Source organism: Paenibacillus doosanensis, assembly GCF_025060755.1.
Lineage (GTDB): Bacteria > Bacillota > Bacilli > Paenibacillales > NBRC-103111 > Paenibacillus_S > Paenibacillus_S doosanensis.
The window spans coordinates 1-12954 of the sequence record NZ_JANYUY010000071.1 but is presented as its reverse complement, the minus strand read 5'-3'; the positions used below and the strand labels follow the sequence as shown (position 1 = coordinate 12954).

General features: G+C 45.4%; 11 protein-coding genes. 10 read left to right on the top strand and 1 reads right to left on the bottom strand.

Annotated features, from left to right (window positions below):
* The first annotated feature begins 29 nt into the window (after positions 1–29).
* The 5 genes from N0M98_RS30510 to N0M98_RS30490 all read left to right on the top strand — a co-directional run bounded on the left by N0M98_RS30510 (position 30) and on the right by N0M98_RS30490 (position 5079).
* Positions 30–1352, top strand: a complete 1323-nt coding sequence (locus N0M98_RS30510) for an ABC transporter substrate-binding protein (protein ID WP_249864346.1) — start codon at positions 30–32, stop codon at positions 1350–1352.
* 203 nt (positions 1353–1555) lie between these two features.
* On the top strand, positions 1556–2455 hold the full coding sequence (locus N0M98_RS30505) for a carbohydrate ABC transporter permease (protein ID WP_249864345.1): 900 nt from the start codon (positions 1556–1558) through the stop codon (positions 2453–2455).
* A gap of 1 nt (position 2456) precedes the next feature.
* Positions 2457–3302, top strand: coding sequence for a carbohydrate ABC transporter permease (locus N0M98_RS30500; protein ID WP_259620137.1), 846 nt, complete (start codon positions 2457–2459; stop codon positions 3300–3302).
* 93 nt (positions 3303–3395) lie between these two features.
* Positions 3396–4421, top strand: a complete 1026-nt coding sequence (locus N0M98_RS30495) for a glycoside hydrolase family 88/105 protein (protein ID WP_259620136.1) — start codon at positions 3396–3398, stop codon at positions 4419–4421.
* A 175-nt stretch (positions 4422–4596) separates the two neighbouring features.
* Positions 4597–5079 carry a GNAT family N-acetyltransferase gene (locus N0M98_RS30490; protein ID WP_259620135.1) on the top strand — a complete coding sequence of 161 codons (483 nt, stop codon included), beginning with the start codon at positions 4597–4599 and terminating at the stop codon, positions 5077–5079.
* Between the two features lie 366 nt (positions 5080–5445).
* Here the strand turns inward: N0M98_RS30490 and N0M98_RS30485 are convergent, their stop codons facing one another.
* Positions 5446–6819: an IS110 family RNA-guided transposase gene (locus tag N0M98_RS30485; protein WP_259620134.1), complete on the bottom strand. Its 1374-nt coding sequence runs from the start codon at positions 6817–6819 to the stop codon at positions 5446–5448.
* Positions 6820–7454: 635 nt separating this feature from the next.
* On the opposite strand from N0M98_RS30485, the gene N0M98_RS30480 reads away from it, so the two are divergent.
* From N0M98_RS30480 to N0M98_RS33950, 5 genes are all read left to right on the top strand, one after another.
* Positions 7455–8273: an IS4 family transposase gene (locus N0M98_RS30480; RefSeq protein ID WP_259620133.1), complete on the top strand. Its 819-nt coding sequence runs from the start codon at positions 7455–7457 to the stop codon at positions 8271–8273.
* Between the two features lie 1395 nt (positions 8274–9668).
* Positions 9669–10739 (top strand): hypothetical protein, encoded by a 1071-nt coding sequence (locus N0M98_RS30475; protein ID WP_259620132.1) that lies wholly within the window; start codon positions 9669–9671, stop codon positions 10737–10739.
* A 5-nt stretch (positions 10740–10744) separates the two neighbouring features.
* Complete coding sequence (locus tag N0M98_RS30470; RefSeq protein WP_259620131.1) at positions 10745–11797, top strand: hypothetical protein; 1053 nt, start codon at positions 10745–10747, stop codon at positions 11795–11797.
* A 408-nt stretch (positions 11798–12205) separates the two neighbouring features.
* Positions 12206–12619: a hypothetical protein gene (locus N0M98_RS30465; protein WP_259620130.1), complete on the top strand. Its 414-nt coding sequence runs from the start codon at positions 12206–12208 to the stop codon at positions 12617–12619.
* Positions 12579–12954: DUF6431 domain-containing protein (locus N0M98_RS33950; protein ID WP_375295570.1), on the top strand; the 376-nt coding region annotated here is incomplete at its 3' end. The genes N0M98_RS30465 and N0M98_RS33950, both read left to right, overlap by 41 nt.

Below are 12954 nucleotides of genomic sequence, written 5' to 3'. Positions count from 1 at the left end.
AAGACGATGAATCAGGGGAGGAAATAGAGATGAAGAAAGCGTTGCCAATGCTGCTCTCGCTATCTATGGTTTTGACGGCCGCAGGCTGTGGAGGAAATGCGGCGTCCGATAAAACGCCGGCCATGTCCGGCGACACAGGTTCCGCGGTCGGAAGCAATGAGCCGGTTACCTTGCGCATTGCCTGGTGGGGCGGCCAAGCCAGACACGACTATACGCTGAAAGTAATCGATCTGTATCAACAAAAGCATCCGAACGTGAAAATTGAAGCGGAATATGCTTCCTTCGACGATTATTGGAAGAAACTGGCTCCGCAAGCGGCGGCGAACGGATTGCCCGACATTATTCAGATGGATATGTCGTACATCAGCCAATTCGGCGGCAGAGGGCAGCTGGAGGATCTTCGTCCCTATACGACCAACGGCACGTTGAATGTGAGCGACGTCAGCGCCAACACGCTGAAGAGCGGGGAATACGACGGCAAATTGTATCAAATTCCTCTCGGCGTCAATGCTCTGGGAGCGACGGTAGACCCGGATATGCTGGCCAAAGCGGGCGCAAGCATGCCGGCCAAAGATTGGACATGGGACGATCTGGAGGCACTTGGCGCTAAGCTGAAGGGCAACGGCAAAATTTTGATGGACTACTTGCGTTATGACGTATTCTTCCCGTATTACTTGCGCACGCAGGATCAAAAAATGTATGCGGCCGACGGCACAAGCCTCGGATATACCGACGACAAGCTGTTTATCGACTACTATAAACGTTATCAAAAATGGTATGACGCAGGTTACCTGCTCAGCTTGGATAAACTGGCGCAAAAGAAATCGACGCCTGAAGACGACGAGATGGTGCTCGGCAACGCGTTCGGCAGCTTCGCCTGGTCCAACCAGTACGTAGCTTGGTCTGCGGCAGCCAAACGCAACACGGAGCTTATTCCGATCCCGGGTCCTAACGGCAATAAAGGCTTGTTCCTGAAACCAAGCATGGGCTTCTCGATTACGAAGAACTCCAAGCAAAAAGAAGAAGCGGCGAAATTCATCGACTTCTTCATTAACGACATCGATGCAAACAACATCATCAAAGGCGAACGCGGCGTGCCGATTTCTTCCAAAGTGAAGGATGCGCTGAAGCCTACGCTGTCTCCGTCTGACGCCAAAGTATTCGATTATGTCGCTTGGGCGGAAAAGAACAGCAGCCCGATGGACCCTCCGAACCCTGTAGGCTCCGTCGAAGTTGAGAAGCTGCTCAAGGATTTGAGCGAGCAAATTTTGTACAAGAAAATTTCGATCGAAGATGCGGCGGCGAAATTCCGCAAGGACGCTAACGCGATTTTGGCCAAAAACAAGAAATAACGCCGACGGCGGATCAGCTCCCTTATACATGCGGGGAAGCCTGGTCCGCTTCTTTATTTCCGGGGGATGCGGGCGTTTTCAGGAGTCTGTTTTTTAAACAAAATGAACGGTTTTTTGCATTCTGTATCTCGCGTGGATTCTCTATAATGAGGTTATAAAGCAAATCGAAACATAGCAAACTACGTGCATAGGGGTTGAATTCCATGAAGCTGCGGGACAACAACAATGTGGTCGGATACGTGTTCACGGCTCCGTTTATCATTGGCTTTCTGATCTTTACCTTGTATCCCATTTTATCATCCTTATATTATTCGTTTACCGAGTATAACTTGATGGAAGCCCCGCGTTGGATCGGGTTTGACAACTACGTCAAAATGTTTACGGACGACGATAAAATATGGAAGTCGTTCCAGGTCACGTTCACTTACGTGCTCGCCAGCGTTCCGCTGCGTCTCGGTTTCGCGCTCATCGTGGCGATGCTGCTGAATAAAGCGGCGCGGGGCATCGGCGTGTACCGCTCGGCGTACTACTTGCCTTCCCTTATCGGCGGCAGCGTGGCCGTATCGATCATGTGGACGCAAATTTTCGGCGACAAGGGCCTATTGAACTCGTTCCTCGGAGTCATCGGCATTCACACGGAAACGTCATGGATCGGCAGTCCCGGGACGGCGTTGTGGACGCTTATCGCATTGTCGGTATGGCAGTTCGGTTCTTCAATGCTGATCTTCCTGGCAGGTCTGAAGAACATACCGCATTCGCTGTACGAAGCGGCCAGCGTGGACGGAGCCAACGGGTTCTACAAATTTTTCCGAGTGACGCTTCCGCTGCTTAGCCCGATCATCTTGTTCAACTTGATCATGCAGACGATTTCCGCGTTCATGACCTTTACGCCGGCGTATATTATCTCGCGCGGGGAAGGCGGTCCGCTGGATAATACATTGCTCTACTCGCTGTATTTGTACCGCAGAGCGTTCGTGTTTTTCGAGATGGGCTATGCCTCCGCTATGGCGTGGGTGATGCTGATCATTATCGGTATTATTACTCTCGTACTATTCAAATCTTCGAAGTATTGGGTTCATTACGAGTCGAAAGGGGACAAATAGCATGCCGTCTGCAACGAAACGATTCCAATCCGTCATCTATCATCTTATCGTCGGTTGTTTGGCGCTGCTAATGGTGTACCCGATCATCTGGCTCGCCGTCAGCTCGCTCAAGCCTAATGACGAAATCTTCTCGCAGGCATACAGCCTCATTCCAAGCCGTCTGGAGTTCATTAACTACGTAACCGGATGGAAGGGCTTCGCCGGCAATACGTTCGCTACATTTTTTAAAAACTCGTTCATTATCGTTATTATCTCCACGATCGGCGCCGTCGCGTCGTCGGCCCTGGTCGCTTACGGGCTCGCCCGCATTCCGTTCAAGGGCAGCGGCTTCTGGTTCGGCTGCGTTATGCTCACGATGATGCTGCCTACGGACGTTACCGTTATTCCGCAGTACGTTATGTTCGCCAAGCTGGAATGGCTGTCTTCGTTCAAACCGGTTATCGTGCCGAGCTTTTTCGGAGTTCCGTTCTTTATCTTCCTGATCATGCAGTTTATCCGCACCATACCGCCGGAAATGGACGAGGCGGCCAAAATGGACGGCTGTAATAAATATTCGATCTTCTTCCGCATCATCGTGCCGATGATCGTGCCGTCGCTGGTGACGGCGACCATCTTCCAGTTTTACTGGAAATGGGACGATTTCATCAACCCGCTGCTGTATTTGAACAAACCGTCCCTCTATCCGGTATCGCTTGCGCTCAAGCTGTTCCTGGACGGGGAGTCGATCAACAACTGGGGCGGCATGTTCGCCATGTCAACGCTGTCGCTGCTGCCTATCGTCATCATCTTCTTCGTGTTCCAGAAGTTTATCGTGGAAGGGATCAGCACCAGCGGTTTGAAAGGATAATAGATCAGCAAAGAAGCCGGGAAGTCTGTTGCGAAGGGAGCGTAAGGAGCCCCCTCGTACAGACTTTCCTTGCAAACAGGAGGAGACATGGATATGCCAGCACTTCAATATGACGAAAATGAAATTCGCACGGTGATCGACCGCGTCGTCCGCCGCACGTTCCAAATGGACTTCAACTGGGATTGGCCGGGCGGCGTCGCTTTCTATGGAGTGACGGAAGCGTATGAAGCTACCGGCAACAAGGAATATATCGAGCTGCTGAAAAACTGGGTCGATGAACAACTGGAGGACGGGCTGCCCAAGCTGACGGTCAACGCCGTATCGATCGGGCATTCGCTGATCAGCTTGTACAAAGCGACGAGCGAAGAGAAATATATCGATTTCGCCGTGCAGATGGCCGATTTCCTGAAGCATGAAGCGGTGCGGTTCGCGGACGGCATCTTCCAGCATACGGTCAACTCGGAGGACTACAATTTTCCGGAGCAGGCTTGGGTCGATACGATGTTTATGGCCGGATACTTCCTGGTGCGCATGGGAACGCTGCTAGACCGAAGCGACTATCTGGAAGACGGCATCAAGCAGTATCACGGGCATGAGGACTTCCTGCAGGACCCTTCGACGAATTTGTATTATCACGGCTGGGATCATCTCGCGCAGAACCATATGTCCGGCATTTACTGGGCGAGAGGCAACTCTTGGGCGGCGATCACGATGGCTCGCGCGCTCAAGCTCATTCATGTGACGCATCCGTCGTTTATGGTCATCGAAGGCTCGCTGCGCGACCAATTGAGCGCGCTGGTCAGACTGCAGGACGAATCCGGCCTGTGGCATACGGTGCTGAACGATCCGACCTCCTACACGGAGACGTCCGGTTCTTGCGGCATTGCGGCGGCACTGATCTCCAGCGGCAAAATGTACAATAAATACGTCAACAAGTCGATCCACGGCATTCTCAGCCGGATTGACGAAGACGGTTCCGTGCGCGGAGTGTCCGCCGGAACGGCTGTGATGCGCGACGCCGACGGCTACAAAGGCGTGCCGCATAAGCGGGTGCAAGGCTGGGGCCAAGGCTTGGCGCTTACCTTCCTGTCCTCGCTGCTGACCCGCCAGGAATGGTAGAAAGAACCGAGCGGTTCGAGCGTGCGGATGCGCAATCGCCGCAAAATAATCCCCCTTATAGCATTGGGCTTAAGGGGGATTTTTCTGTATCCTGAAAAATTCCTCTTTACAGGGGAACGTATATTCAATATTGTGTTTATATCTATATTTACCAATATTGGGGAGTGGTGCGGGAATGAGCAGCGTAAACATAAGCCTCAAAAAAGCGGTTGTATCGGATGCGGAAGCGATTTTCGACATGCAGATCGAAGCGTTTCTGCCGCTGCTGGCCAAGTACCGGGACTTCGCAACCAATCCCGCGAACGAAACCATCGAACGAGTGATCAGGAGGATCACGAATCCTAACGGCGGCTTCTACAAAATTATGGCCGACCGGAAGCTTGCCGGAGCCATCTGTGTTTATTGGAAAGAAGACGGGCTGCGCTTCTGGATCAGTCCGATGTTTCTCCACCCGCAATATCAAGGCCAAGGCATTGCGCAGCGAAGCATCGCCTGCATCTTCGACATGTTCCCTCAAGCCGCTTCCTGGGAGCTGGCAACGATAGCGGAGGAAGAACGCAACTGCTACTTGTATGAAAAGATGGGCTTTCGCAGGACCGGCGTGCAGAAAGCGTTAAATGAGCGGGCGACGCTTGTTTATTATGTGCGGGGTGGTTAGTGTGTCTGTGGTTAAGGGGGAGGATGGTTTCCATTCTCTCTTTTTTTGACATATAAGCGTACTATGTCAAATACTTCTTAATAGACTTTTGGGCAAGTCAAACACACCTAACCTTCTTGATTTACAAATATTGGATAGCAACTGACGAAAAGCGTTAGACGAAATCGGTATGTCTCAAACTTGAAAGGAAATACCCCCGTTTTCAATCCTGTTATGCAATCTGGCTGAGTGCAGATAAAGGTCTAACGTACAATTCGCATTAACAGGACGAGGTGGATAAGGCTATACTACGAGGTCTGGGCCTCCTGAATTTGATCCGATCTTCCCTCAGTCCCAGACATAACGATTTCGTCGTTTTTAACTCATCTAGGCGGCGCTAGGTACAATGAAACAGTTAAACTGAAGTTTCTTGTTTACTTCTTTTGCGAGTTGGTAAGACGGATTTGATGAACGGAATGGTTGTCCATCACGGAGCATAGCAAATGCAACTTTAAGCATTTTGTTGCCCATCGCCACGAAGGCGGCTCGCTCATGTTTCCCTCGGCTTCTGAGGCGCTCGTAGAACGGCTTAAGATCTTCATTGTGTAAGCAAAGGCTTCGACCGGCTAAGTAGGTGACATAGCGTAAGTGGTTATTGCCTTGCTTCGATATCTTGCCATATGCCCCCATACCGCCCCCCGTTTGCTTGACGATTGGATTAGTGCCAGCCTTCTTGACGAGCTGTCCGGCATGGTGATAGTGGGATATGTCACCGATTTCTGCGTAAAGTTCCGCCGCTGTCGATACGCCAAGCCCAGGGACGGTTAGCAGTAATTGCCCGTCGGTCTGAAGCAGCAGGCCTTCGATCTCCTTCTCAAGTGCAATGATTTTGGCATCGAAGGAGCGGAGATCTTGCAGCTTCATGCGTAACAGTATAAGTTCGGGACGAAGCGTCTGTTCATCGGGGGCAAGAGATTGCTCAGCAACATGGAGTAGCTTGCGCATGGCTGAGGTTCTCAGCTTCAAGTTATGCTGAATAGACAGCTTCCGAAGACCTGCTTCCCCTAGCTTGCAAACCGTGGCAGGATGCGGATAGTGCTCCATGAAGAACAGGGACGCCTTGCCCCAAAGATCACTGAACACTTTGACTTTCCGGACTCGTCCATTCTGGTGCTCGGCATAGCCCTGATACTCGCGCCATACGATATCCATAATGGTCCGGATTTCCGTTCGAAGGATAGCCCGTTTGCGGACTTCTGAGCGACGGGCGCGGGTGAGAACGCGCAGCTGCCGTTGCAATCCTTCCGCTAAGCGAGACTCTGTCGCCTTATTGCTTCGAATAGCGTGGGCGATGGCCACAAGATCCAGATCATCGGTTTTACACCAACTCAGGGCGCTGGCTCGTTCTTCAAACGTTGTGTAGGCATTGAGAATTTGAACGTGATACCCTTGCTTGGCCATTTGTCTGACGATGTCCTCGTAGTAATGGCCAGTAGCCTCAATCCCTAGAAATAACCGAACGGCCCCGGTGTCCCGAACAGCATTTTCAATTGCGTCATAAAGGATTTGCACTCCAGACTGACAAACCGAAAAGAAGAAGGGTTTTTCGATCACGTCGCCGAAGTAATTGCATATGAGCGCTTTTTGGTGGAGCTTCGCCGCATCGATCGCAACGATGAGTACTTGCTCCAGGTTAACACCTCTTAGTTGTTGACTGAACTTCGTTCCCTTAAAGCCTTGAATATGATGGGACTTCCCCATGCGACTTCAACCTCCTGTGGTAGGGTAGGTAAGATTGAAGCTCTTCGTCAGGTGCTTCCTTCTTCGATAGTAGCTGGGGATTTCCCTTTTCTAAGTGGATTATATTACACGCCAGAATTTATAAGTTTGAGGTTTTGGGGTAAGCGAAGCTTACCCCTTATTTAATGTAGTGGAATGGTCAATGCCAACACCCTTAGCAAAGAGTAAAACATATTATGAATAGCACGTCTGTTGAATAACCACAAAATGGTAGAAAAAAAGCCGTCAACCCGGTAAACTGTTTGTACCCCTACAAACAAACCGAAAGGTGACGACTCCATGAAAAAGTCTACCACGATCCTGTCTATTCTTCAATCGATATTGACGCCGGAAGAAGTCGAATCCATCGTCAACCGATAGGGTACGCAGATAAAGCTCGTAAATTTACAGTGTATCAATTGTTGCAATATTGGTGCACAGCAGCCTATGAAGAATGGCCCAGCTACCGTGCTGGTTCTGATCGCGCTTCCCTCAGTGGCCTGGTGGAAGTTCATTATTCACGATTTTCAAGTAAAGCGGCTGAAGTTCCGTTTGCCGTATTTAAGGAGATTTTTCATTTGCTCGTCCGGAAGTGTAATTGAGAAATCCGGCGAAAGTTGGCTTTCCCGAAGGAACTGCTGCTCATTGATTCGACCACAGTGACCGTAGGCAAAACCCGCTTGCCATGGGATCCTTATCATGGGGAACGATCAGGCGTTAAACTTCACGTGGCTCTTCAAGCCGAAACAGAGCAACCTCTGCAAGTCGAAGAAACCGTTGGTTCCAGACACGATGGACCGGTGAGCGAAAGCCTGACTCAGATGCCTTTCATTATGGTCATGGACCGGGCGTACGGCAAACTGGAGCGACTGGATCGTTCCAAACAAGACGGACAATCGTTTGTCATTCGCTTGCGCGACAACGTCCATCTGGAAAAGCCCAAAGCGTTACGTCGACAAAATCCGATGGAATTACCGGTCATACGTGACATCACCTGTCAACTGGGCACTCCGCAATGTCGTTCGAAAAAGCGCCATCGCGTCGTCATTTTTCAGGACTTCGAAGGCCGTGAAATCCGAGTCGTGACCGATTTAATGCATGTAACGGCGGAGCAAATTGCACAGATATATAAAGCTCGCTGGCAGATTGAGGTCTTTTTTCGCTGGATCAAACAGCATATGAACCTAACTACCCTATTTGGCACAACCGAAAATACGGTATATGGCCAATTGTTTAGCGCTCTCATGGTCTATGTCCTGCTCAAATGGTCATTCGATGCACTTTCCTTAAAAATGCCCCGGCATGCTAGGCTTTCATTTGTTCAATTTTCACGCTTATTTGGTCTGTGTAAGTTACCGATTGAGTGGGTGGTGCGACTGAATCGCCTGCTTCAGTATACCTCTGGCAGGATGACTTGTATTACAATTTCTGGTTAATCAACAGGTCTGTATGAATAGGATTCTAAATTGATGAGATAATGATTATCGAAAATATAATTTTCGACAAAGTTTCCTATGGAAATTTTGCGTTTTATACATTATTTTGTAGTAATAACAATAATAACATAACCACTTAAGAAAGGAGGCTTATAGTTTTAGGAAGGTATCGTGTATTGCATTAACCGTATTAAATATTTTTTCTGTACAACCAAATAGGGTGTTAATTTTTAATCCGATGGGAAGGGTCGTATGAACTTTACAAGAAGGAACGCAAAAAAGATTGTTTTAATGTTGTGGGTCACTATATTATTCTTTGCTTATTCGAGCAGTATGTTGGCGTATTCAGATAATCGGCCTTATCCCGTAGATAGGAATATAAATGTTCCAAAGATTCTTTTAACAAATCAATGTAATACGATGTCCCTCTCTACCACTATCGAATCATCAGTATACGAAAACCGCGGAAGATAATACAGCATTGTCATCAATATAAAGAAAGTCTATGTACTCTATCAGGAATTTTACATTCTATAGCCAATTTAGAAAAAGATTGTATTATCCGAGAAAGTTCGCCAATAATAAGGGGAATTCGGGCGGCTAATCAACCGTTGGTTCACCATGCACACATGTTGTTGGCTGGGGAGCGTTTCCAACTAATAAAGCGATCGAAGGGATTCTGCAGTAGCTATTACGTGACAATCGGACCTCAGCATTTTTTTAAGAAAACTCTTCTTTTTTTGTGATAAGCTGGCTAGCCTTATGATGTCTGGTTCATGGCATCGTCTAATTTGTGAGAGCTTACACCCATGACTGCTCCATGTAAAGGGCGGCCCCAGTAATTCAATGTAATTCTATGAAATCATGAGATTTAAGAGATATGACTTAAAAATTACGGGTTCGAACGGTGAACATCCAATCCATTCCCTTGGAAGTATGCGGGAAATGTTAATACTTAACATCATTAGTTCTTGAGCGATATACTGTAGGAGAACTCATTCCGTAAGTTGATGGTTGCTTCAGTGGGTAATAATCTGTGTTATTTTGCAGCATAGACAATGTGACTAGATGTATTGCTATTATGTGAACTTTAATAAAAATAGCAGCGATAATGATTGTAAATTTCTATAGAAACTTGAGGGGAAATGAAGTTTTGTTATTGTATTTTGGTATTTATTAATGAATCGCATGAAAAGTCTCGTACATTGATTGGAAAAATGACGTTTTATAATAACTTAAAATTTTTATTGAATTTCCTTCCTTAATCTTTCAAAAACGAATGAATATTTCTTCATAAGAATCAAAAGAAAGCAATATTTTTACTTCCTCAATTGAAAAAAAGGAGGATAAATTTATAAATTTGTTTGGAAGAATCTATATTGAAGGAGAACAAAAATGACGCATAGTATCAGAGCCAGAGTATTGTCGATAGTCATATGTCTATTGGTATCTATACCAATATTCCCCTTTTCTCTCTCCGCTCAAAAAATTCAGCCTCAATTATATCAAGATTCAGTTACAAATAATGTATATTTAGAGCCTCTAGAAAAAAAACTAAATCAATTCAAATTAAACGTACTAAAAGAACTCCCTGATCTAGGAACAGAGACAAGCAATACATTTTTAAACAGAGATGGTTCTAAAACAGTAACAAGTATTACTTATCAAACTCATGATAACAAGATCAGAACTGAATTAGATGATGAATCATTTGACTATTCAAACAAAAAGAAAAATACTGAAATAAAATTTGGAAATAGAAGTAATAAGCCGATTAAAATTTGGTATGGAAATTATTCAATTTCTTATCAACCTATTTTATCTAAATCAGTAATATCTCAAGTTTATGATGATTCAATCATTTACGATAACGCTTGGGCAGATACAAGACTACAATATTCAGTTAAAGACAGAGAATTAAAAATGTTTTTACAATTAAATAGTAAGAATGCTCCTAAAGAGTTTAAATTTGAAATTGATTCACCGGGTTTATCATATAAGGAATTACCAACAAAAGATATTGAATTTTTCAGTAAAGAAACGGGAGAAACATTATTCACATTGCCTCATATGTGGGTTATGGGAGCAAAAGAGAAGAAACGAAATTATGACCAAGTAACATTTAAAATAAGTCCTAAAAATGATAATAAAACTATTTTATCTATTCTTATAGACGATGATAACCTTACTTATCCTCTTTTGGTTGATCCATCTACAATTATAGGGGGAACAAACTTCGAAAAGGAAATTAGTAACATTCCGTTTAAATTAACATCTCAACAAATAACTTATGCTTCGTTCGAACTTTACTGTGAGAAAGAAATCTATTGGCTTAATGATGATGGTTATTGGGAAGTTGACTGGATTTTTGAAGATTACCCTAATTGTATGCTACGTATACTTCTGGATCTGATTTGGAGCGAATTAACGATGCAATACATGTCTCTTCAATTAATGGAGTATTAGAATTTATGGGTGACGAATTTCGTAATAAAGTGGGTCAAACACCGATTACAGGGTTCTATTACAGTGGATTACCTGCTGGACCAGGTGTCATTCCTCATCTTCTGTACAGTATCACTTATACTGATGCGACTGATTACGAATCACCTTCAGCTCCAACAAACCTTAGAGTATCAGATGTTTCAAGTATGGGTGATATTCGACTGTCATGGGTTTCTGCAAACGACAATATTGGTATATCTGAATATAATATCTATAATGGATCTGTACTAATTGGAACATCAACTACAACTAATTATCAATTACATGTGAATCCTGATTTAATTTGTTACTTTACAGTTAAGGCTAAAGATTTGGCTGGAAACATATCCGAAGCAAGTAATGTGGCGGTCTTTGAAACTATCAAACCCACTCCTCCTAGAAATCTAATAAATCTTACGCAGGTTAATAGTTTGACGACAGAAATTCAATTACAATGGGAACATTCGACTGATGAATCTGCTATTGCAAAATATATTATCTATAATGATTCTGAGGTGATTGATGTAGTTCCAGGAGATATAAACTCGTACTGGCTTAGAGGAATTACTGAAAATAAAAAATATTTAATTGTAGTGAGATCTGTAGATATTTGGAACAATCCTTCTGATTTTAGCAATATGGTGACTTTTATAGTTGATACTCAAGCACCAATAGCGCCAACTAACTTGATTATTAATGGTAATGTACTTTCATGGTCGGCCTCGTCAGATAATATAGGAGTCACTGGCTATGAAATCTTCAATGGTTCTTCTTATATAGGCAGTAGTGTGAATAATAGTTTTTCCCTTCCAGACTCACTAATAAATGCAAATTACTCTTTTTCTGTTAAGGCTAAAGATGCGGCAGGAAATGTATCTGTGGCAAGCAATGCACTTGTATTTAGAATGCTGATTTCTACAAAAAAAATCACTTATTATTACGATAGTGCAGGTCGAGTTAATTATATCGAATTGGAAGATGGAACTATCATTCATTATCAATATGATAACAATGGCAACTTAATTCACATTACAAAATAATTAAAAGACTCTGTTGATTCCAGAAGAATGTGAGGAATTTAAAATTTCAAGAAAATCATCAAGATACTTTGTTGGAAAAGACAATGATAGGTGTAATTTTAATATGGGTCTATGGTTAAAGACATGTTTTCTTTGAAGTATTTGTTGATGGAACCAGAGTAGATACTACATAGAGCTATACATTTGAAAATTATCTAATTATCTAACCTTTACTAACAAATTTAAAAAATCCCCATCAGGGCGAGACTGAAGTCGGCCCAATTGGAAGATGGCACGATTCTAAACTATCAATACGATGGCAACGGCAACCTGCTGCGGGTGGTCAAGCAGTAAGAAGCAAGGCAGGAAGGGTCGATCAGCTCGATCCTTCCGGATTCAATATACATTGTAAATACCTGGAGGAATTTTATGAAAACAAACAAATGGATCATCGTTAGCCTGTGCGCCGGATTGCTGTTCTCTTCGTTCGGCAGCTTACCCCTCAGTTACGCGGACGAAGCGGTACAACTGCTGAACGATACGTTATTCGGACAGCCTGTGACCAGCAGTACGAGCGTCGATGTGCCATCCGAGCCGATATCGCCGCCGCAAGAGGAAATATTAACGACGAATAACCCGCAGTATCCTCAGGACGAACCGACGCCGAAGCGAATGCTTCAAGCACGTGCCCTGCAGGCAGAGGAGCCGGTGGAGGCGAGCGCGGATGCATACAACTTTAGCGCCGAGGACCTGAAACAATTATTAGAAGAAGGTTACACTTTCGAAGATATTATCAAGGCCGATGATCTGGGCAATCGATTGGGTGTTGCCGCTGAAAGATAACGTCCAATTGCTGACGGGATTGCCTGTCCGCGAGTTGCTGAATATAATGACCGTATCACAGAAAAGGAAAAGGATGCCCCCATGTATGTGGGCCTGCGGCAACAGGCTCACGGGATGCATCCCCTACCCAACATGGTCATTGTATCAAAGTATGAGCTGGATGAGAAGTCACCCGGCGTTTTTCGTTAGATGTGCAGAAGTGGTCCCATCTCCCTGCTGTGGAGAAGCGCTTAGCGTCATTGGCAGCCGGAAACGGAAATTAGTGGATGAGGGCGGGGATTGCCGCCTGCTTGTCATTCGCCGGTTGCGTTGCAAGGGGTGCCGGAAGATTCACC

Coding starts and splice junctions, on each gene's coding strand:
- N0M98_RS30510 (WP_249864346.1), top strand. CDS start 30: ATGAAGAAAGCGTTGCCAATGCTGCTCTCGCTATCTATGGTTTTGACG.
- N0M98_RS30505 (WP_249864345.1), top strand. CDS start 1,556: ATGAAGCTGCGGGACAACAACAATGTGGTCGGATACGTGTTCACGGCT.
- N0M98_RS30500 (WP_259620137.1), top strand. CDS start 2,457: ATGCCGTCTGCAACGAAACGATTCCAATCCGTCATCTATCATCTTATC.
- N0M98_RS30495 (WP_259620136.1), top strand. CDS start 3,396: ATGCCAGCACTTCAATATGACGAAAATGAAATTCGCACGGTGATCGAC.
- N0M98_RS30490 (WP_259620135.1), top strand. CDS start 4,597: ATGAGCAGCGTAAACATAAGCCTCAAAAAAGCGGTTGTATCGGATGCG.
- N0M98_RS30485 (WP_259620134.1), bottom strand. CDS start 6,819: ATGGGGAAGTCCCATCATATTCAAGGCTTTAAGGGAACGAAGTTCAGT.
- N0M98_RS30475 (WP_259620132.1), top strand. CDS start 9,669: ATGACGCATAGTATCAGAGCCAGAGTATTGTCGATAGTCATATGTCTA.
- N0M98_RS30470 (WP_259620131.1), top strand. CDS start 10,745: ATGGGTGACGAATTTCGTAATAAAGTGGGTCAAACACCGATTACAGGG.
- N0M98_RS30465 (WP_259620130.1), top strand. CDS start 12,206: ATGAAAACAAACAAATGGATCATCGTTAGCCTGTGCGCCGGATTGCTG.